Origin of the sequence: Microbacterium galbum (genome assembly GCF_032464915.1) — a bacterium.
GTDB lineage: Bacteria > Actinomycetota > Actinomycetes > Actinomycetales > Microbacteriaceae > Microbacterium > Microbacterium galbum.
Map to the genome: position 1 here is coordinate 587,421 of NZ_JAWDIS010000003.1, position 20,806 is coordinate 608,226.

At 69.7% G+C, this 20,806-nt stretch carries 14 protein-coding genes and 1 tRNA gene; 13 read left to right on the forward strand and 2 right to left on the reverse strand.

Features of this window, described 5'->3' with window-relative positions:
- Window position 1 precedes the first annotated feature (1 nt).
- The 6 genes from lgt (at window position 2) to RWH45_RS15635 (ending at window position 9,434) form a co-directional block, all read left to right on the forward strand.
- Window positions 2–1,006 (forward strand): prolipoprotein diacylglyceryl transferase, encoded by a 1,005-nt coding sequence (lgt, locus tag RWH45_RS15610; protein ID WP_315995779.1) that lies wholly within the window; start codon window positions 2–4, stop codon window positions 1,004–1,006.
- Window positions 1,007–1,058: 52 nt separating this feature from the next.
- A complete protein-coding gene (gltB, locus tag RWH45_RS15615; RefSeq protein ID WP_315995780.1) occupies window positions 1,059–5,636 on the forward strand; it encodes a glutamate synthase large subunit in 4,578 nt (1,525 codons plus the stop codon).
- Window positions 5,629–7,095 (forward strand): glutamate synthase subunit beta, encoded by a 1,467-nt coding sequence (locus RWH45_RS15620; RefSeq protein WP_315995781.1) that lies wholly within the window; start codon window positions 5,629–5,631, stop codon window positions 7,093–7,095. The genes gltB and RWH45_RS15620 overlap by 8 nt, the downstream gene beginning before the upstream one ends.
- A 55-nt stretch (window positions 7,096–7,150) precedes the next feature.
- The gene (gene pyk / locus RWH45_RS15625; RefSeq protein WP_315995782.1) at window positions 7,151–8,596 is read left to right on the forward strand and encodes a pyruvate kinase; all 1,446 of its coding nucleotides are present in this window, start codon (window positions 7,151–7,153) and stop codon (window positions 8,594–8,596) included.
- A gap of 77 nt (window positions 8,597–8,673) precedes the next feature.
- Window positions 8,674–8,754, forward strand: a tRNA-Leu gene (locus RWH45_RS15630).
- 59 nt (window positions 8,755–8,813) lie between these two features.
- Complete coding sequence (locus RWH45_RS15635) at window positions 8,814–9,434, forward strand: ANTAR domain-containing response regulator (RefSeq protein WP_076675473.1); 621 nt, start codon at window positions 8,814–8,816, stop codon at window positions 9,432–9,434.
- A gap of 100 nt (window positions 9,435–9,534) precedes the next feature.
- Here RWH45_RS15635 and RWH45_RS15640 read toward each other — a convergent pair whose 3' ends face one another.
- Window positions 9,535–9,969 carry a hotdog fold thioesterase gene (locus RWH45_RS15640; RefSeq protein ID WP_315995783.1) on the reverse strand — a complete coding sequence of 145 codons (435 nt, stop codon included), beginning with the start codon at window positions 9,967–9,969 and terminating at the stop codon, window positions 9,535–9,537.
- A gap of 83 nt (window positions 9,970–10,052) precedes the next feature.
- On the opposite strand from RWH45_RS15640, the gene polA reads away from it, so the two are divergent.
- The 7 genes from polA (at window position 10,053) to RWH45_RS15675 (ending at window position 19,828) form a co-directional block, all read left to right on the forward strand.
- Window positions 10,053–12,689 carry a DNA polymerase I gene (polA, locus tag RWH45_RS15645; RefSeq protein WP_315995784.1) on the forward strand — a complete coding sequence of 879 codons (2,637 nt, stop codon included), beginning with the start codon at window positions 10,053–10,055 and terminating at the stop codon, window positions 12,687–12,689.
- Window positions 12,690–12,769: 80 nt separating this feature from the next.
- Window positions 12,770–14,446 carry a DUF885 domain-containing protein gene (locus RWH45_RS15650; protein WP_315995785.1) on the forward strand — a complete coding sequence of 559 codons (1,677 nt, stop codon included), beginning with the start codon at window positions 12,770–12,772 and terminating at the stop codon, window positions 14,444–14,446.
- A 97-nt stretch (window positions 14,447–14,543) separates the two neighbouring features.
- Entirely contained in the window at window positions 14,544–15,596 is a 1,053-nt protein-coding gene (locus RWH45_RS15655; RefSeq protein WP_315995786.1) for an LLM class flavin-dependent oxidoreductase, read from the forward strand.
- On the forward strand, window positions 15,593–16,927 hold the full coding sequence (locus tag RWH45_RS15660; RefSeq protein ID WP_315995787.1) for an MFS transporter: 1,335 nt from the start codon (window positions 15,593–15,595) through the stop codon (window positions 16,925–16,927). The genes RWH45_RS15655 and RWH45_RS15660 overlap by 4 nt, the downstream gene beginning before the upstream one ends.
- A 175-nt stretch (window positions 16,928–17,102) precedes the next feature.
- Window positions 17,103–17,867: an SGNH/GDSL hydrolase family protein gene (locus RWH45_RS15665; protein ID WP_315995788.1), complete on the forward strand. Its 765-nt coding sequence runs from the start codon at window positions 17,103–17,105 to the stop codon at window positions 17,865–17,867.
- 38 nt (window positions 17,868–17,905) lie between these two features.
- Window positions 17,906–18,952: a hypothetical protein gene (locus RWH45_RS15670; protein ID WP_315995789.1), complete on the forward strand. Its 1,047-nt coding sequence runs from the start codon at window positions 17,906–17,908 to the stop codon at window positions 18,950–18,952.
- Between the two features lie 63 nt (window positions 18,953–19,015).
- Complete coding sequence (locus RWH45_RS15675) at window positions 19,016–19,828, forward strand: SDR family NAD(P)-dependent oxidoreductase (protein ID WP_315995790.1); 813 nt, start codon at window positions 19,016–19,018, stop codon at window positions 19,826–19,828.
- A 126-nt stretch (window positions 19,829–19,954) separates the two neighbouring features.
- On the opposite strand, the gene RWH45_RS15680 is transcribed toward RWH45_RS15675, so the two are convergent.
- On the reverse strand, window positions 19,955–20,728 hold the full coding sequence (locus tag RWH45_RS15680; RefSeq protein ID WP_315995791.1) for a dienelactone hydrolase family protein: 774 nt from the start codon (window positions 20,726–20,728) through the stop codon (window positions 19,955–19,957).
- Window positions 20,729–20,806: the final 78 nt, after the last annotated feature.

The following is a 20,806-nucleotide window of genomic DNA, read 5'->3' on the forward strand; positions in this document are numbered from 1 at the left end:
CATGACGTTCGCCCTCTCGAGCGCCGCCTCCGGCGTGCTCGCCAGCATCCCGAGCCCGACGATCTCCTACGTCGATCTCGGTCCGCTCCGCATCCACTTCTATGCCCTGTGCATCGTCGCGGGCATCATCGTCGCGGTGTTCCTCACGAACGCCCGTCTGACGCGTCGCGGCGCCGAGAAGTGGGTCGTCATCGACATCTGCCTCCTGGCGGTGCCGCTCGCCATCATCGTGGCGCGCATCTACCACGTGGCCACGCATACGGGCTTCTACTTCGGCCCCGGCTCCAACCCGTGGAACATCACGCAGCCCGGGTCCGTGTGGGCCATCTGGGAGGGGGGCATCGCCATCTACGGCGCCCTCATCGGCGGCGCCATCGGCGCAATCCTCGGATGCCGCTGGACCGGCATCCGGTTCTGGACCTTCGCCGACGCCCTCGCGCCCGGCCTCATCATCGCCCAGGCCATGGGACGCTTCGGCAACTGGTTCAACCAGGAGCTCTTCGGCCAGCCCACCGACCTGCCGTGGGGGCTCGAGATCGCCGCGGGCAACTCCGCGCTCCCCGTCGGCCTGCCCGCGGGCACGCTGTTCCACCCCACCTTCGCCTACGAGGTCATCTGGAACCTGCTCGGCGCCGCGGTCATCCTGTACGTCGGCAAGCGTTTCACGCTCCAGTGGGGCAAGCAGTTCGCGATCTACCTGGTCTGGTACAGCGCCGGCCGCATCGTGTGGGAGTCCATCCGCATCGACCCCAGCGACATCATCCTGGGCCTGCGCACGAACGTCTGGGCCGCGATCTTCGGCGTCATCCTCGGCATCGTCATCTTCGCCGTGCAGTCGCGCCGTCACCACGGTCTCGAGCCGTCACCGTACGTCCCGGGGCGCGAGTCGAAGGCTCCGGGGGCTGTAGACTCAGGCGACCCCTCTGACTTCGTCGACGTGAGCGAGCCGCCCGCGACGAACGACACCGTCGGCACCAGCGCCACAAGCAGCCCCGCCACGAACTAACACTCTGGGCCGACGTCGTCCCATTCGAAGCATCAACGTGAGGACGGTTGATATGGCTTCCAGCCTGCGCTCCGACACCGTCGGAGGAGCATTCCCCGCCCGACAGGGAATGTACGACCCGTCGTTCGAGAAAGACGCCTGTGGCCTCGCCATGGTCGCCACTCTCCGCGGCGAAGCCGGTCACGACATCATCGACCTGGCGCTGACGGCGCTGCGCAACCTCGAGCATCGCGGCGCCATCGGCTCCGACGCGGGCACCGGTGACGGTGCCGGCATCCTGACGCAGATGCCCGACGCATTCCTGCGCGCCGTGGTCGACTTCGACCTGCCGCCGGTGGGGGAGTACGCCGCCGGCATGGTGTTCCTGCCCCTCGGGCACGACGAGCGCGTCGCGATGAAGGCCGGGATCGAAGAGATCGCCCGCCACGAGAACCTCGAGGTGCTCGGCTGGCGCGAGGTGCCCGTCGAGCCCGAGAACCTCGGCAAGCTCGCTTACGAGGCACGCCCCGCGTTCGAGCAGCTCTTCGTGTCGCGCCCCGCCGTCGGCGACCAGCCCGCCCTGGCGGGTATCGCGCTCGACCGCCGCGTCTACCGGCTCCGCAAGCGCGCGCGCCACGAGCTCGAGGCGTACTTCGTCTCGCTCTCCAGCCGCACGTTGGGCTACAAGGGCATGGTCACGACGCTGCAGCTCGAGCCGTTCTACCCCGACCTGCAGGACGAGCGATTCGCGTCCGAGCTGGCCGTGGTGCACTCGCGCTACTCGACCAACACCTTCCCGTCGTGGCCGCTCGCGCAGCCGCTGCGCATGCTCGCGCACAACGGCGAGATCAACACCGTCAAGGGCAACCGCAACTGGATGCGCGCCCGCCAGTCGCAGCTCGAGTCCGAGCTGATCGGCGACGTGCGCCCGCTGCTGCCCATCTGCACCGAGGGCGCCAGTGACTCGGCATCCTTCGACGAGGTGCTGGAGCTGCTGACCCTCACCGGTCGCAGCCTGCCGCACGCGATCATGATGATGGTGCCCGAGGCCTACGAGAAGCAGGCCACGATCGACCCCGATCTGCGCGCCTTCTACGACTACCACTCCATGCAGATGGAGCCGTGGGACGGACCGGCCGCGCTCATCTTCACCGACGGCACGCTCGTCGGCGCCACGCTCGACCGCAACGGTCTGCGCCCGGGCCGGTGGACCGAGACCACCGACGGCCTCGTCGTGATCGGCTCCGAGACCGGTGTGCTCGACTTCGCGCCCGAGCGCATCAAGCGCCGCGGTCGTCTGCAGCCCGGACGCATGTTCCTCGTCGACACGGCCCAGCGCCGCATCGTCGAGGACGAGGAGATCAAGGCCGACCTCGCGGCGCTCCACCCGTGGGGCGAGTGGGTCGACAAGGGACGCGTCAAGCTCAGCGAGCTCCCCGAGCGCGAGCACATCGTGCACCCCATCGCCTCGATCACCCGTCGCCAGCGCACCTTCGGCTACACCGAGGAGGAGGTGCGCATCCTGCTGACCCCCATGGGCCAGGGCGGCACCGAGCCGCTCGGTGCGATGGGCAGCGACGCGCCCGTCGCGGTGCTGAGCGATCGTCCGCGTCTTCTGTTCGACTACTTCTCGCAGCAGTTCGCGCAGGTCACCAACCCGCCTCTCGACTCGATCCGCGAGGAGGTCGTCACTTCGCTGTCGCTGGGTCTCGGCCCCGAGCGCAACCTCCTCGACTGGGGCCCGGACCACACCCGCACGGTGACGCTCGACTTCCCCGTCATCGACAACGACGAGCTCGCCAAGATCCAGCACATCGACACCGCCCTGGCCGGGCGCTCCTCGGTGACGATCCGCGGCCTGTACCGCGTCGAAGCGGGGCACAAGGGGCTCCAGAAGCGCCTCACGCAGATGTGCACCGAGGTCGACCAGGCCATCGAGGACGGCGCCGAGTTCATCGTGCTCAGCGACCGCGACAGCAACAAGGACCTCGCGCCGATCCCGTCGCTGCTCATGCTGGCCGCCGTGCACCACCACCTCATCCGCAAGGAGACGCGCATGAAGGTGGGCCTCGTGGTCGAGGCCGGTGACGTGCGCGAGGTGCACCACGTCGCCACCCTCATCGGCTACGGCGCTTCGGCGGTCAACCCCTATCTGGCGATGGAGACGGTCGAATACCTCGTCCGCGCCGGCTTCATCACCGGTGTGACGCCCGAGAAGGCCGTGAAGAACCTGATCTACGCGCTCGGCAAGGGCGTGCTGAAGATCATGTCGAAGATGGGCATCTCGACCGTGTCGTCGTACGCGGGCGCTCAGGTGTTCGAAGCCGTCGGCCTCTCCCGGGAGTTCATCGACGCGTACTTCACCGGAACCGAGACCAAGCTCGGCGGCGTCGGCCTCGACGTCATCGCGGCCGAGAACGCCGCGCGTCACGAGTACGCCTACCCCCAGGATGCCGCGGCGCGCGCGCACGAGCGCCTGTGGACCGGTGGCGAGTACCAGTGGCGTCGCGACGGCGCCCCGCACCTGTTCAACCCCGACACGGTGTTCCGCCTGCAGCACGCGACCCGCGAGCGCCGGTACGACATCTTCCGCGAGTACACGCAGCTCATCGACGACCAGGCGCACGAGCTGAAGACCCTGCGCGGACTCTTCGGCCTGCGCACCGGTCAGCGGCCCGCCGTGCCGATCGACGAGGTCGAGCCCGTCTCCGCGATCGTCAAGCGCTTCTCCACCGGCGCCATGAGCTACGGCTCCATCTCGAAAGAGGCGCACGAGGTCCTCGCGGTCGCGATGAACCGCATCGGCGGCAAGTCGAACACCGGTGAGGGCGGGGAGGACGTCGACCGTCTTCTCGACCCCGAGCGCCGCAGCGCCATCAAGCAGGTGGCATCCGGTCGCTTCGGTGTGACGAGCCTGTACCTGACCGAGGCCGACGACATCCAGATCAAGCTCGCCCAGGGCGCCAAGCCCGGCGAGGGCGGTCAGTTGCCGCCGACGAAGGTGTACCCGTGGGTGGCGCGCACGCGTCACGCGACCGCGGGAGTGGGTCTCATCTCGCCGCCGCCGCACCACGACATCTACTCGATCGAAGACCTCAAGCAGCTCATCTTCGACCTCAAGCGCGCCAACCCCTCGGCCCGCATCCACACGAAGCTCGTCAGCCAGTCGGGCATCGGCGCGGTCGCGGCGGGCGTCGCGAAGGCGCTGAGCGATGTCATCCTGGTCTCGGGTCAGGATGGCGGCACGGGCGCGAGCCCGATGAACTCGCTCAAGCACGCGGGCACCCCGTGGGAGCTGGGCCTGGCCGAGACGCAGCAGACGCTCATGCTCAACGGCATGCGCGACCGCGTCGTCGTGCAGGTCGACGGACAGATGAAGACCGGCCGCGACGTCATCATCGGCGCCCTGCTCGGCGCCGAGGAGTTCGGCTTCGCGACCGCGCCCCTGGTCGTCTCGGGCTGCATCATGATGCGCGTGTGCCACCTCGACACCTGCCCCGTGGGCGTCGCGACGCAGAACCCGGTCCTGCGCCAGCGCTTCACCGGCAAGGCCGAGTACATCGTGAACTTCATGGAGTTCATCGCGCAGGAGGTGCGCGAGTACCTCGCCGCCCTCGGCTACCGCTCGATCGACGAGATCGTCGGCCGGTCCGAGCTGCTCGATGCGAACGAGGCGATCCAGCACTGGAAGGCGCGCGGTCTCAACCTCGCGCCGATCCTCGAGGGACCGCGCTTCGCCGACGACGAGCCGCGCCGTCACGCCCGCAACCAGGACCACGAGCTCGACGACCACTTCGACGTGCAGCTCATCGAGCGTGCGCAGGACGTCATCGCGCACGGAGGCCAGCTCACGATCGACCTGCCCATCCGCAACACCGCCCGTGCGGTGGGGACCATGCTGGGCCACCACGTCACCAAGGCGCGGGGCGAGCACGGTCTGCCGGAGAACTCGATCGACGTGCGCCTGACCGGTTCGGCCGGGCAGTCGTTCGGCGCGTTCATGCCCGCCGGCATCACGCTGCGTCTCGAGGGCGACTCGAACGACTACGTGGGCAAGGGGCTCTCCGGCGGAACGATCGTGGTACGCCCGCCGCGCGGGTCGTCCTTCGCCGCGAGCGAGAACGTCATCGCCGGAAACGTCATCGGCTACGGCGCCACGCAGGGACAGATGTTCCTCAACGGTGTGGTGGGCGAGCGCTTCCTCGTGCGCAACTCCGGAGCCACGGCGGTCGTCGAGGGTGTGGGCGACCACGCGCTCGAGTACATGACCGGCGGACTGGCCGTCATCCTCGGCGCCACCGGCCGCAACCTCGGCGCCGGCATGTCGGGCGGACAGGCCTACGTCTACGAGCTCGACCGCGACAAGGTGAACCGCGAGGCCATGGCATCCGGTGAGCTCGTCCTCGGCGCCCTCGGATCGGGGGATGCCGAGATCCTCCGCGACCTGCTCGAGAAGCACGTCGCGGAGACCGATTCCACGCTGGCCCGTCGTCTGCTCGACGACTTCGAGGCCGAGGTGGACAACTTCGTCCGGGTGCTGCCGCGCGACTACGCCGCTGTGCTGCAGACCCGCCAGGAGGCGGTGGCCGAGGGGCTGGACCCCGACGGCGACGTCGTCTGGACGCGCATTCTGGAGGTGACGGGTGGCTGACCCGAAGGGCTTTCTCAAGACCACGGAGCGCGAGCTCCCGAAGCGTCGACCGGTGCCCGTGCGCATCATGGACTGGAAAGAGGTGTACGAGCCGGGTGATTCGGCCGTCATCAAGCGCCAGGCCGGCCGCTGCATGGACTGCGGTATCCCGTTCTGCCACAAGGGGTGCCCGCTCGGAAATCTGATCCCCGAGTGGAACGACCTCACATGGCGCGGCGAGGGCCGCGCGGCGATCGAGCGCCTGCACGCGACGAACAACTTCCCGGAGTTCACGGGGCGCCTGTGCCCCGCGCCCTGCGAGAGCTCGTGCGTGCTCGGCCTCAACCAGCCGGCCGTGACGATCAAGCAGGTCGAGGTCTCGATCATCGACGAGGCGTTCGGCAACGGCTGGGTCGAGCCCGAGCCGCCGGAGCGTCTGACGGGTAAGACCGTGGCGGTCGTCGGCTCCGGGCCCGCGGGTCTCGCGGCCGCGCAGCAGCTGACCCGCGCCGGGCACACCGTCGCCGTCTTCGAGCGCGACGACCGCATCGGCGGTCTGCTGCGCTACGGCATCCCCGATTTCAAGATGGAGAAGCGCCACCTCGAGCTGCGCCTGCGCCAGATGCAGGCCGAGGGCACCCGCTTCCGCGCGGGCGTCGAGATCGGCACGGACATCTCGTGGAGCGACCTGCGCGCGCGCTACGACGCCGTCGTGGTGGCCACCGGTTCGACCGTGCCGCGCGACCTCGCCATCCCGGGTCGCGACCTCGACGGCGTGCACTACGCCATGGAATACCTCATCGAGGGCAACAAGGCCGTCGCGGGCGACCAGATCCCGCAGCAGATCAGCGCCGCCGGCAAGCACGTGGTGGTCATCGGCGGCGGCGACACCGGCGCCGACTGCATCGGTACGGCCCACCGCCAGGGCGCGCTGAGCGTGACGAACCTCGCGATCGGCAAGCAGCCGCCCTCCGAGCGTCCGTCCGAGCAGCCCTGGCCGATGATGCCGAACCTGTTCGAGATGGCATCCGCTCACGAGGAGGGCGGGGAGCGCACGTTCCTCGCCTCGACCGTGGAGTTCCTCGGCAATGCCGCAGGAGAGGTGCGCGCGCTGCGCGTGGCCGAGACGGAGTACGTCGACGGCCGTCGCGTGCCCAAGAGCGGCACCGAGCGCGAGATCCCCGCCGACCTCGTGCTGATCGCGATGGGCTTCACCGGCCCGGAGCGGGAGCACCTGGAGAGCCAGCTCGGCACGCAGTTCACGAACCGCGGCAACGTCGAGCGCGACGCGACCTACGCCACCACGACGCCGGGCGTGTTCGTGGCCGGCGACGCGGGGCGCGGACAGTCGCTCATCGTGTGGGCCATCGCGGAGGGCCGCGCGGCCGCCGCCGAGGTCGACACCTTCCTCATGGGCGAAACGGTGCTCCCCGCGCCGGTGCGCCCGACCGATGTCGCCATCGGCCTCCTGCCCGCCTAAGCTGGCAAGGGCCGATCGGCCACTTCCCGAAAATCCTCACGGAGCTTGAAAACGGATGAGACGCGCCAAGATCGTCGCAACACTCGGGCCCGCCACGTCGTCGTATGAGATGGTTCGCGCCATCATCGACGCCGGGGTGGACGTCGCCCGCCTCAACCTGAGCCACGGAGACTACTCCGTGCACGACGCCAACTTCGCCAACGTGCGCAAGGCCGCAGAGGACGCCGGTCGCCCGGTCGCCGCTCTCGTCGACCTCCAGGGCCCGAAGATCCGTCTCGGCAAGTTCGAGAACGGTCCGCACGACCTGCTGCCCGGCGACATCTTCAAGATCACGATCGAAGACATCCTCGGCACCAAGGAGATCGTCGGCACGACCTTCAAGGGCCTGCCCCAGGACGTCCGCCCGGGAGACTTCCTCCTCATCGACGACGGCAAGGTGCGCGTGGAGGTCGTCGAGACCGACGGCACCGTCGTGACCACCAAGGTCATCGTCGGCGGTCCCGTGTCGAACAACAAGGGCATCAACCTGCCCGGCGTGGCCGTGAACGTCCCCGCGCTGAGCGAGAAGGACGAGTCCGACCTGCGCTGGGGCCTCAACGCCGGTGCCGACCTCATCGCCCTCTCGTTCGTGCGGGATGCCAAGGACATCGAGCGCGTGCACGAGATCATGGCCGAAGAGGGACGCTACGTGCCCGTCATCGCCAAGATCGAGAAGCCGCAGGCAGTCGACAACCTCGAAGAGATCATCGACGCGTTCGACGGCATCATGGTCGCCCGCGGCGACCTGGGCGTCGAGCTTCCGCTCGAGGCCGTGCCCATCGTGCAGAAGCGCGCCGTCGAGCTCGCCCGCCGCATGGCCAAGCCCGTCATCGTCGCGACGCAGATGCTCGAGTCGATGATCACCAACCCCGTCCCCACGCGCGCCGAGACGTCCGACGTCGCCAACGCCGTGCTCGACGGTGCCGACGCGGTCATGCTGTCCGGCGAGACCAGCGTGGGCGCCTACCCCGTGGTGGTCGTCGAGACGATGGCCCGGATCGTGGAGTCGACCGAGGAGCACGGTCTCGAGCGCATCGCGCCGCTGACCAACAAGCCCCGCACGCAGGGTGGCGCCATCACCCTCGCCGCCGTCGAGGTCGCGGACTTCGTCGAGGCGAAGTACCTGTGCGTCTTCACCGAGTCGGGCGATTCCGCCCGCCGGATGTCGCGCCTGCGCTCGACCATCCCGATGATCGCGTTCACGCCGGAGCCCGGCATCCGCCGTCGTCTCGCGCTGACCTGGGGCGTTCGCTCGACCCTGGTGGAGCACGTGTCGCACACCGACAAGATGTTCCTGCAGGTCGACGACTACCTGCTCACGCACGACCTGGCCAAGGTCGGCGACAAGGTCGTCGTCATCTCCGGTTCCCCTCCCGGAATCGCCGGTTCGACGAACGACCTGCGCGTGCACCGCGTGGGCGACGCCGTGCACGGCGCGGCCCCCGGGTACCAGGAAGTCTGAGCCCTCACGACGCGCGCCGGAGACCCCGGCGCGCGTCGTGTTGCGTTCCCGCCCGGTACATTGGGAACACAACACCTGCCGGTGTGGCGGAATGGCAGACGCGGGGCACTCAAAATGCTCTGTCGAAAGACGTGTGGGTTCGAGTCCCACCACCGGTACGCCCTATCGCATCCGCGGTCTCCCGTGGGTGCGCGAATCCACGTTCTAGGATGGTCTCGTGACTGATCAAGAAGCCGCCCCGGCCACTGCGCCGACCGCACCGCGTCGCGTCGTCGTCGCGGAAGACGAGTCGCTGATCCGCCTCGACATCGTCGAGATCCTCCGCGACAACGGCTTCGACGTCGTCGGCGAGGCAGGTGACGGCGAGACCGCCGTGCAGCTGGCCACCGAGCTGCGTCCCGATCTCGTGATCATGGACGTCAAGATGCCGCAGCTCGACGGCATCAGCGCCGCCGAGAAGCTCAGCAAGAACCACATCGCCCCCGTCGTGCTGCTGACGGCGTTCAGCCAGAAGGAGCTCGTCGAGCGCGCCAGCGAGGCCGGCGCCCTGGCCTACGTGGTCAAGCCCTTCACGCCGAACGACCTGCTGCCGGCGATCGAGATCGCCCTGGCCCGGTACGAGCAGATCATCACGCTCGAGGCCGAGGTCGCCGACATGGTCGAGCGTTTCGAGACCCGCAAGCTCGTCGACCGCGCGAAGGGTCTGCTGAACGAGAAGATGGGCCTGAGCGAGCCCGAGGCCTTCCGCTGGATCCAGAAGGCGTCCATGGACCGCCGCCTCACCATGCAGGACGTCGCCAAGGCGATCATCGAGCAGCTGGCGCCCAAGAAGGGCTGAGCGCAGCGCCTTTCGAGAATGGATGCCACGTGCGTGGCATCCATTTCTCGTTGTGCCCGGACCCTTCGACAGGCTCCGGGTCCTCCCGCGCAAATCCGGGTCAGGGCTGCGGGGCGTCCTTGATCATGTTCGTGATGCGGATGGTCGAGCAGCGCCGGCCCTGTTCGTCGCTCACGGCGATCTCGTGGACCGTCAGCGAGCGACCGAGATGGATCGGGGTGCAGACCCCCGTGACGATGCCCGAGGTGGCCGAACGCGTGTGCGTGGCGTTGATGTCGATGCCGACCGCGAGCTTGCCGGATCCGGCGTAGAGATTGGCCGCCATCGACCCGAGCGACTCGCCGAGGACGACGTAGGCGCCGCCGTGCAGGAGACCCACCGGCTGGGTGTTGCCCTCGACGGGCATCGTCGCGACGCTGCGCTCGACCGAGAACTCGACCCACTCGATGCCCATCTTCGCGGCGAGGGCCCCCATGCCGCGCTCGCGCGCCCAGTCGAGGCCACTGCGGGTGTCGGGAGTCGTGGAGCTGCTCATCGTCGCCTTCGTCGTACCGGGCGGGACGGCCGCGAATCGGGCCGAGCCGGGGGAGTGTCCGTGGTTCTCGTTACGCTGGGAGAGTGACGGATGCCGAAAAGCCTACTCTCCTCGTCGTCGACGGCCACTCGCTGGCCTACCGCGCGTTCTACGCGCTGCCGGTCGACAATTTCTCGACGAAGGACGGCCAGCACACCAACGGCATCTACGGCTTCCTGTCGATGTTCGTGAACCTCGTGAAGGCCGAGAAGCCCACGCACCTCGCCGTCGCCTTCGACACGTCGCGGCAATCGTTCCGCACGCGCGAATACACGGAGTACAAAGCCAACCGCAGCGAGTCGCCGGCCGAGTTCAAGGGGCAGATCCCGCTCCTGCAGGAGTGCCTGGCCGCGATGGGTGTTCCGGTCTTGAAGAAAGAAGACTTCGAAGCCGACGACATCCTGGCGACCCTCGCCACGCAGGGGGAGGAGCAGGGCTTCACGGTGCTGGTCTGCTCGGGTGATCGCGACACCATCCAGCTCGTGACCGACGACGTCACGCTGCTCTACCCCAACGTGCAGGGCGTCTCGCAGCTCAAGCGCTACGACACCGACGCGGTGATCGAGAAGTACGGGCTGCCGCCGGCTCAGTATCCCGAGATCGCCGCCCTCGTCGGCGAGACGAGCGACAACCTGCCCGGCGTGCCGAAGGTGGGCGAGAAGACCGCCGTCAAGTGGCTGACACAGTGGGGGTCGCTCGAGGCCCTCCTCGACAACGCCGACAAGATCCCCGGCGTCGTCGGCAACAACCTGCGCGAGCACCTCGACGCCGTCAAGCGCAACCGCGCGCTGAACCGCCTGCTGCGCGATGTCGAGCTCCCGGTCGGCCCGAACGACCTCGCCGTCCAGCCGCTCGATGCGCAGGCCGTCCGCGACATCTTCGCCCGCCTGGAGTTCCGCACGCTGCTGCCGCGCGTCTTCGACGCGCTGGGCGCCGAGGGCGGCGTCGTCGAAGAGGTCCGCCCGACCGCGACCGCTCCCGCGCCGCAGCGCCTCGACCCCGCGGCCCTCGCGGCGTGGGCGACCGACGCGCACGGCGAGGTGGGGGTCACCCTCAGCCTCTCCGGTTCCGTGCCCACGGCGATCGGTCTCGCGTCTGCTGACGCGGCCGTCGAGGCCGAATGGAGTCCGGCCGTCCGCGACGCGCTGGCGCCGTGGCTGGCATCCGATGCCCCCAAGGTGTTCTGCGATGCCAAACCCCAGATCAAAGCCCTCGCCCGCGAGGGAGTCACGGTGGGCGGCGTGGCATTCGACGTGCTGCTGGCCGGATGGCTCGTTCGCCCGAGCTTCCCCGACAAGTCGCTCGCCGACCTCGTGGAGCGCGAGCTCGACGAGAAGCTGCCGGTCGCCGATCCCACCCAGCTCGTCCCCGAGACGGAGGGCGCGACTCCCGGCCAGCTGTCGTGGTTCACCCGCCGCGTCGCCGAGGCGCAGCGCGGGACGCTGCCCGAGAAGGTCGCCTCCGTGCTCGACGACATCGAGCTGCCCACCCTCACGGCGTTGGCCGACATGGAGCTGGCCGGGGTGGCCGTGTCGCACGAGAAGCTGTCCGGGTTCTCGGCCGAGCTCGGTGCGCGCGCCGACGCCCTCGCGCGCGACGCCTACGCGGCGATCGGGCACGAGGTGAACCTCGGCTCGCCCAAGCAGCTGCAGGAGGTGCTCTTCGACGAGCTTCAGCTGCCCAAGACGCGCAAGACGAAGAGCGGGTACACGACGGATGCCGCTGCCCTCGCCGACCTGCAGGAGAGCGCTCCGCACCCGTTCCTCGACCTGCTGCTGCGCCACCGCGAGGCGACGAAGCTCAAGCAGATCATCGACGCCCTCGACACCGCGACCGGCGCCGACGGACGCATCCACACGACGTATGTGCAGACCGGCAGCCAGACCGGCCGCCTGTCGAGCACCGACCCGAACCTGCAGAACATCCCGATCCGCACCGAGGAGAGCCGTCGCATCCGCGCCGCGTTCGAGGTCGGCGAGGGCTACGAGACGCTGCTGACCGCCGACTACTCCCAGATCGAGATGCGGATCATGGCGCACCTCTCCGGCGACCCCGGTCTGATCGAGGCGTTCAACTCCGGCGAAGACCTGCACCGGTTCGTCGGCGCGCGCGTCTTCGGTGTCGATCCGCAGGACGTCACGCCCGCGATGCGCACGAAGGTGAAGGCCATGTCGTACGGCCTCGTCTACGGACTGTCCGCCTTCGGCCTGTCGAAGCAGCTGCGCATCGAACAGTCCGAGGCCAAGAAGCTCATGCTCGAGTACTTCGCCCGCTTCGGTGCGGTGCGCGACTACCTGCGGGGCTCGGTCGAGCAGGCCCGTCAAGACGGCTACACCGAGACGATCTTCGGTCGACGCCGGCCGTTCCCCGATCTCACCAGCATGAACCGGGTCCTGCGCGAGAACGCGGAGCGCGCGGCGCTGAACGCCCCCATCCAGGGCAGTGCCGCCGACATCATGAAAGTCGCGCTGTTCCGCATCCGCGACGAGTTGGCATCCGCGGGACTGCGTTCTCGCGTGCTGCTGCAGATCCACGACGAACTCGTCGTCGAGGTCGCGGCGGGGGAGTGGGATGCCGTGGAGGGCATCGTGCGCGCGCGCATGGCCGACGCGGCCGACCTGTCGGTGCCCCTCGACGTGCAGATCGGTCGCGGCGGCGACTGGGACGAAGCGGGTCACTGATCCCGGCCACCCCTCCTCCCCGACGCCTCCACCGGCGGGGGCGGGGTGCGCCATCGCTGAGCCTTCCCTAGGCTCGGAGGATGACTGACGCACACCGCAGCCCCACGCCGATCGACACGATCGCAGACGCGTGGGTGGACACCCTGGCCGAGCGCGAGCCGACACTGGCGACCTACATCGGCCGGTTCGAGCACAACGGCCGCTTCGGCGACTACAGCCCCGAGGGGGCCGAGGCCCTCGTGTCCGATGCGCGCGCGACGCGGAGCGCGCTCGAGACCGCCGAGCCCGTCGACGCGATCGACACGGTCACGAAGATGGACCTGGGTCGCGAGCTCGACCTGACGATCGAGCAGCACGAGGCGAAGACGCATCTGCGCGACCTCAACGTCATCGCCTCGCCGGCGCAGGACATCCGCTCGACGTTCGACCTCATGCCCACCGCCACAGTGGACGACTGGTCGATCATCTCGGAGCGCATGAAGGCGCTCCCGGCTGCGATCGACGGGTATGTCGCGACGCTCCGTCGCGGAATCGCCGAGGGCGTCGTTCCGGCCCGCCGTCAGGTGACCGAGGTCGTGACGCAGATCGCCCGATACACGTCCGACACGGGGTTCTTCGCCGAGTTCGTCGGTGATGCCGCTCCCGAGGAGGGCCAGCTGCCGGCATCCCTCGCCCGCGACCTGTCCGCCAACGCCAACGCCGCACGCGTGGCCTACGACGCGCTCGCGACATTCCTCGCGGGGGAGCTCGCCCCGGTGGCGGGCGACGTCGACGCCGTCGGCCGCGAGATGTACGCGCTGCACTCGCGCCGCTTCCTCGGGGCCGAGATCGACCTCGACGAGACGTACGAGTGGGGCGTCGAAGAGCTCGCGCGCATGGTCGCCGAGCAGGAGGCCATCGCGAACGAGATCCTGCCCGGCGCGAGCGTCGAGGAAGCCGTGGCCTTCCTCGAGAAGGACGAGTCGCGCAAGCTCCGCGGAACGCAGGCCCTGCAGGAGTGGATGCAGCGCACCAGTGACAAAGCCGTCGAGGAGCTGGGTCGCACGCACTTCGACATCGCCGAGCCCATCCGTCGCCTGGAGTGCATGATCGCGCCCACGAACGAGGGCGGCATCTACTACACCGGTCCGACCGACGACTTCTCCCGACCGGGTCGCATGTGGTGGTCGGTGCCGGAGGGCGTCGACACGTTCGACACGTGGCGCGAACTCACGACCGTCTACCACGAGGGCGTGCCGGGCCACCACCTGCAGATCTCTCAGGCCGTGTACAACCGCGCGGAACTCAACTCGTGGCGCCGCCTGCTGGCCGGCACCAGCGGGCACGCGGAGGGCTGGGCCCTCTACGCCGAGCGTCTGATGGAGCAGCTCGGCTACCTCGACGACCCCGCCGACCGTCTCGGCATGCTCGACGGGCAGCGCATGCGCGCGGCGCGCGTGGTGCTCGACATCGGCGTGCACCTGCAGAAGCCGCGCCTCGACGGCAACGGCACCTGGGATCACGACTACGCCCTCGCCTTCATGCTGAAGAACGTCAACATGAGCGAGGAGTTCGTGCGCTTCGAGGTCAACCGGTACCTCGGGTGGCCGGGGCAGGCACCGTCCTACAAGGTCGGCCAGCGCATCTGGGAGCAGGTGCGCGAGGAGGAGCGGGAGCGCCGCGGGGCGGACTTCTCGATGAAGCAGTTCCACACCCGGGCCCTCGACATCGGCGGCGTCGGTCTCGACACGCTGCGCACAGCTCTGGCATCCGTCTGATTCCCCGAGGGGTGCCGCTGCGGCGGTGCCCCTCGTCGATGCGGGGGAATACCCCGAGCACGCGTAAAGTTCATTCATCCGAATGCAAGGAGACCTCATGGACGTTCGCCCTCTCGAGCTCGGCCTCGACACCTTCGGAGACATCTCACGCGGCCCCGACGGGTCGCTGCTGTCCGATGCGCAGACCATCCGCAACGTCGTCGACCAGGCGGTCCTGGCCGACCAGGTGGGCGTGTCGTTCTTCGGGGTGGGCGAGCACCACCGCAAGGACTTCGCCGTCACCAGCCCCGAGATCGTCCTCGCCGCGGCGGCCGCGCGGACGCGGGACATCCACCTCGGCACGGCCGTCACGGTCCTCTCCAGCGACGACCCCGTGCGCGTCTACGAGCGGTTCGCGACCCTCGACGCCGTCTCGCACGGGCGTGCCGAGGTGATCCTCGGGCGTGGATCGTTCATCGAGTCGTTCCCGCTCTTCGGCTACGACCTCGCCGACTACGAAGTGCTCTTCGAGGAGAAGCTCGAGCTGTTCTCGCTCCTCCTGCAGGAGAGGCCCGTCACGTGGTCGGGCCGCACGCGCCCCGCCCTGCAGGACGCCGACGTCTACCCGAAGACCGAGAACGGTCTGAAGGCGTGGGTGGGAGTCGGGGGCTCACCCGAGTCGGTCGTGCGCACGGCGCGCTACGGGTACGGCCTGGTCCTCGCGATCATCGGCGGCTCGGCGGCGCGGTTCCGCCCGTACGCGGACCTGTACCGCCGTTCGCTCACCGAGCTCGGCAAGCCGCAGATGCCCATCTCGGTGCACTCGCCCGGGCACGTCGCCGGCACCGACGAACAGGCGTGGGAAGAGGCGTACGAGGGCGTCGCAGAGCTGAACAACACGATCGGGCGCGAGCGCGGCTGGCCGGAGTACAACCGCCTGCGCTTCCAGCACGATGTCGGCCCCGAGGGCTCGATGTACGTGGGCTCGCCCGAGACGGTCGCCCGCAAGATCGCCGCGACCGTTCGAGCGCTGGGCAACAGCCGCTTCCAACTGAAGATGGCCAGCGGGTCGATCTCGCACGACCACCTCCTGAGCAGCATCGAGCTGTACGGCACGCAGGTGCGACCGCTCGTGCACGACATGCTCGCCGACGCTCCCGTCGCCCGGTGACCACGAGCACCGACACCGTCCGGGTGTCCGAGCGTCTCGACGCCCTGCCGTTCACCCGGCGGCACGGCAGGATCCTCGGCGGATCGGGGCTGGGATGGGCCCTGGATGCCATGGACGTCGGGCTCATCTCGTTCGTCATCGCCGCGCTCAGCGTGCAGTGGCAGCTGGCCCCGACGCAGGCGTCGTGGATCGCGTCGGCGGGGTTCGCCGGAATGGCGATCGGGGCGAGCGTCGGCGGACTGCTCGCCGACCGTTTCGGCCGCCGTCATGTCTTCGCCCTCACCCTGCTGGTGTACGGCGTCGCCACCGGCGCGAGCGCCCTCGTGGGAGGGCTGGCGGCGCTGCTCGTGCTGCGCTTCGTCGTCGGATTGGGCCTCGGGGCGGAGCTGCCCGTGGCCTCGACCTACGTCAGCGAGTTCGCGCCGGCGCGCATGCGGGGGCGTCTCATCGTCTTCCTCGAGGCGTTCTGGGCGGTCGGATGGACGGCCGCCGCGGTGATCGGCTACCTCGTGGTGCCGTCGTCCGCCGACGGCTGGCGGTGGGCCTTCGCCCTCGGCGCGATCCCCGCGGTGTACGCGCTCGTCGTCCGGTGGGGGCTGCCCGAGTCCCCGAGGTGGCTCGCCTCGCGCGGACGCAACGCGGAGGCGGTCGTGATCGTGCGCGACTTGGAGGCCGCCGCCGGTCGCATCGCCCTCGAAGCGTCGACGGAGGGGGTCGCGGCATCTTCTCCCGCCCCCCGGCCGCGCGTGAGCGCACTGTGGGCACCCGCCCTCCGGGCGCGCACCGCGAGCCTGTGGGTGCTGTGGTTCTGCGTGAACTTCTCGTACTACGGGGCGTTCATCTGGATCCCCACGATCCTCGTCTCGCAGGGCTACGACCTCGTGCGCTCGTTCGGTTTCACCCTGGTGATCACGCTCGCCCAGCTGCCCGGCTACGCCGTCGCGGCCTGGCTGATCGAGGCGTGGGGCCGCCGTGCGACACTCGCGACGTTCCTCGCGGGATCCGCCGTCTCGGCGGTGTTGTTCGGCACGGCGTCGGGCGAGGTCGCGGTGATCGCAGCGGGCATGGCCCTGTCGTTCTTCAACCTCGGCGCGTGGGGCGCGCTCTACGCCGCCACCCCGGAGACTTACCCGACGGCCCTGCGTGCGACCGGCGCGGGGTGGGCCGCGGGGGTCGGGCGCATCGCATCCATCCTCGCCCCTCTCGCGGTGCCGCCTTTGCTCGGGCTCGGCGGAGCGCCCCTGCTCTTCGTCGTCTTCGCGGCGTTCTTCGCCGTCGCCGTCGTAGCCGCCCTCTTCCTGCGCGAGCAGAGGGGTCGGGCACTGGCGTAGCCCCGCTTTTCCCGGCGCAGCCGCTCACGGAGGCCATGTTCCCTTGGTTCGGGGCGGATTCCACCGTTCGGGGCGCGAACCATCCGCCCCGAACGACGGGATGCGCCCCGAACCAGCGGATATGGCGGGCAACCGACTGCGCGTCGCCTGTGCGTCGCGCGCGTAGGCTCGGGGCATGGCATCCGTGCGCTACGTCGCGATCGGCGACTCGTTCACCGAGGGGGTCGGCGACGAACTACCCGACGGCACCGTACGAGGCTGGGCCGATCTCGCAGCCCAAGGGTGGGCGGATGCCGCGGGGGAGCCGATCGAGTACGCGAACCTCGCTATCCGCGGCAAGCTCATCGAGCCGATCGTCGCGCAGCAGCTCGAGCCGGCGCTCGCGCTGAAGCCGACCCACCTGTCGTTCAACGGCGGCGGCAACGACATGCTGCGCCCGCGGACCGGCATCGAGCGCATCGTCGACCTCTTCGACCACGTCGTTCGCCGCTGCGATGAGGAGGGCGTGCAGCTCATCGTGCTCTCCGGTGCGAACCCCTCGGCGGGGCTGCCGCTCGGCAAGCTCATCGAAGCGCGCGGAGACCGCCTCTCTCACGCGGTCGAGAAACGCCTCGAGACACGGCCCGACGTGCTCACCGCCTACAACTGGTTCGACCGGGAGCTGGCGGGCGCGGAGTTCTGGTCGGTGGACCGCCTGCACATGAATCCTCGCGGCCACCATCGCGTCGCCGCCCGCGTGATCGAGTCCGTCGGCCTCGCCCCGCCGGGGGAGTGGTGGCACCTGCGCGAGATCCCCGAGATCGAGCGGCTGAAGGGCTCCGCCTACTATCGCGAGCACGTCGCGCCCTGGGTGCGGCGGCGGTTGACCCGCACGTCGTCGGGCGACGGCCGCGAGCCGAAGTTCGGCGGCCGATGGGTGACTCTCGAGCCGCTCGGCTGAGGGCCGGGCCCGCACCCCCCTGACAGATCGGCGCGACGGTGAGCGGACACGGATGGCAGCGGGTGCGCGTCGGCGACGTGACGATCTCGGTCGCCGACGACGAGCCGATCGCCGTCGTTCGTCGTCCCGGCGAACCGGAGCGCGTGGCGACATGGCCCGACCTCGACCTCGGCGCACGGGCGACGGGGATGACCCTCCTGTCAATGCCGGACGGAGTGTGGGTCGTGTACCGCCCCCTCGAGGCGCAGGACGAAGGAATCGCTCCCGGGCGGAGCGCCGCTGTCTACGTCGGTCTGGATGCCCGCCTGCGCATAACCGACGGATTGGGCGACGCGCAGCTGGTCGGCGCGACGTCGCACGGACTGTGGTTGCGGCATCCGGCAGCGTCGAGCGACCCCGACGAGGCCGAAGCCTGGCTGTCGGACGACGTGCGCATCCGGGCCGTCGACGGCTCCGAGCACCGGATGCGAGTGGACCGCCGCATCGCGTGGGTTTTCGTTGCGGGAGCCCGCACGTATTTCGCCGTGCACACGGACGCACCCCGGCGGGCGCCTCGCGGCTGGACGTATGCCACCGCGGAGGTCGCGGTGCCGCCCGGGCCGCTTCCCGCGGAACTCCGCACCCGCGATCAGACCCACGAGCCGATCGACGATGCGGCGATGATGTCGCTGATGGGCGAGCTCCTTCCCGAACCCGTTCCGCGCGTGCCGAGCGATCCCCGCGCGTCGTGGCGGCTGGCCGATGTCTCGGTCGTCGAGCGAGAGGCGGCCGTCACGGCGGTGGTGACCGAGTTCGCGGAGTTGGACGCGTACTGGACCGGACCGACGGGGGAGACCGGCCCCCTCTCGCAGGGCCTGGCCGAACCCCGGGTCGAGGTGCGCGGCGAGTGGCCGGGCACGCGCGTCGAGGTCAGCTTCCGGCATCCGTTCTTCCCGGCCGGACGCCTGCGGCGAACGCTGCGCGTCTTCGATGCGGCGGGGCGTTTCTCGCCGCCCCTGTACGCGTCGGTGCATCTCATGGAAGACCTCGCAACGAGCCGGCTGCCCCCGATCGAGGCGGCGGTCGACGGCATCCTGGACATCTGAACGCGGGACGCGGACGTGCCACAGCGCTCCCTCCGACGTAGCGACCGGGAGCATGATGGATCCATGACCCTCGCACTCGTCACCGGCACCTCCAGCGGCATCGGCCTGCACACGGCCATCGAACTCGCGAAGACCGGGGTGTCGATCGTCGCCACCGTGCGGGACACCTCGCGGGCCGACGCGCTGCGCTCCGCGGCATCCGCGGCGGAGGTCGAGCTCGACATCCGCGCCCTGGAGGTGACGGATGCCGCTGCAGCCGAGGCCTTGATCGAGGCCGTCGGGCCCGTCGACATCCTCGTCAACAACGCCGGGCGCGGCGCCGTCGGCACGCTCGAGCAGCTGTCGGATGCCGATCTCCAGGCGCAACTCGACACGAACTACCTCTCGGTCGCCCGTCTCACCCGTCTCGTGCTGCCGGGAATGCGCGAGCGCGGCCGCGGCCGCATCGTGACCGTGACGAGCGTCGGGGGAGCGGTCGGCCAGCCGTTCGCCGACGCGTACTGCGGGGCGAAGTTCGCCGTGGAGGGGCTCATGCAGTCCCTCGCCCCGGTCGTCGCGCCGTTCGGCATCGACGTCTCGATCGTCGAGCCCGCGGCGGTGGCATCGTCGTTCACCGACTCGGTGCACCGCGCCCCGGCCGGCCCGTACAGCGAACTGCAGCAGGCTTACCTCGACCGCACGGCCGCGTCGTTCGCGGCCGCGCAATCGGCGGAGGACGCCGCGAAAGCCGTCGTCGAGGCGGCCACCACGTCGGAGCCGAAATTCCGGTGGCAGACGTCGGAGGCCGCGGTGCGCTTCGCCGGCCTGTCGCTGGGCGATCTCGACGGGTCGCGGGTGATCGGCGTCACGTCGGAGTGGATCCGCACGGGGTCCTGACTCGGACGGAGAGACAGCGCACGGGTTTCCCTCGGCGCGGGGGATCCGGTCGATCAACGTAAACTGACATAATGTGCATTATCGGCTTGCGTCACCGGCGGCCCAGCGGCCACGCAGCAGCCCGCCTCAGCCGAAGATCTCCGACAGGAACGCCTTCATCGCCGCCCAGCTGCGTCGCTCGGCGGTGGCCTGGAACTGCGCGCCCTGCTCGGGAGCATCGGCATCCGGCAGCGTGAACGCGTGCATCGCGTTCGCGTACGACACGAGCTGCCAGTCGACCGACGGCGCCGTCCGCAGATCGTTCTCGAAGGCGATCATCGCGTCGTCGGGCGCGACGGGATCCGCCGCGCCGTGCAGCACCAGGATGCCGGCGGTGATGTTCTCCGCTTCACCCTCGGGCCCGGTGAGCAGGCCCCCGTGGAAGCTGACGACCGCGTCGACGTCCGCGCCCGTGCGAGCGAGCTCGAGCACCGAGGAACCGCCGAAGCAGTAGCCGATGGCCGCGGTGCGGTCGGCATCCACCGAGGGGTCGACGCGAAGCTGCTCGAAGGCCTCGACGAGGCGCTTCCGCCACATCGGACGATCCTGGTAGAAGCGCCCGGCGACCGCCGGGGCTTCCTGTGGGGTCGGTCGCACGTCTGCGCCGTACACGTCGGCGGCGAACGCGGCGTAACCGAGCCGGGCGAGCATGTCGCACCGCATGCGCACGTAGTCGGTCACACCGAGCCAGTCGTGCACGACCATGACGCCCGGATACCGCCCCTCGCCGGCCGGCCGCGCGCGATACCCGCGATACGCGACGCCGTCGATCTCGTACGCGACGTCGTCCGAGTCGATCCCGGATGCCGGCAGCGGTTCACGCTCGAGGATCTCGGTGAGGTTGGCGGGGTAGGTGTTCACTCGGAGCTCCAGACGGTCGATGGCCCCCGACGGGGATGTCAGGAGCCGAGGATAGAGCCGCGTCCCGGGCCTCCCCCG

What these genes read in the sequence shown, in the direction of transcription:
- lgt (WP_315995779.1), top strand. Translation starts at nt 2, where the DNA reads ATGACGTTCGCCCTCTCGAGCGCCGCCTCCGGCGTGCTCGCCAGCATC.
- pyk (WP_315995782.1), top strand. Translation starts at nt 7,151, where the DNA reads ATGAGACGCGCCAAGATCGTCGCAACACTCGGGCCCGCCACGTCGTCG.
- RWH45_RS15650 (WP_315995785.1), top strand. Translation starts at nt 12,770, where the DNA reads ATGACTGACGCACACCGCAGCCCCACGCCGATCGACACGATCGCAGAC.
- RWH45_RS15640 (WP_315995783.1), bottom strand. Translation starts at nt 9,969, where the DNA reads ATGAGCAGCTCCACGACTCCCGACACCCGCAGTGGCCTCGACTGGGCG.
- RWH45_RS15655 (WP_315995786.1), top strand. Translation starts at nt 14,544, where the DNA reads ATGGACGTTCGCCCTCTCGAGCTCGGCCTCGACACCTTCGGAGACATC.
- RWH45_RS15665 (WP_315995788.1), top strand. Translation starts at nt 17,103, where the DNA reads ATGGCATCCGTGCGCTACGTCGCGATCGGCGACTCGTTCACCGAGGGG.
- RWH45_RS15675 (WP_315995790.1), top strand. Translation starts at nt 19,016, where the DNA reads ATGACCCTCGCACTCGTCACCGGCACCTCCAGCGGCATCGGCCTGCAC.
- gltB (WP_315995780.1), top strand. Translation starts at nt 1,059, where the DNA reads ATGGCTTCCAGCCTGCGCTCCGACACCGTCGGAGGAGCATTCCCCGCC.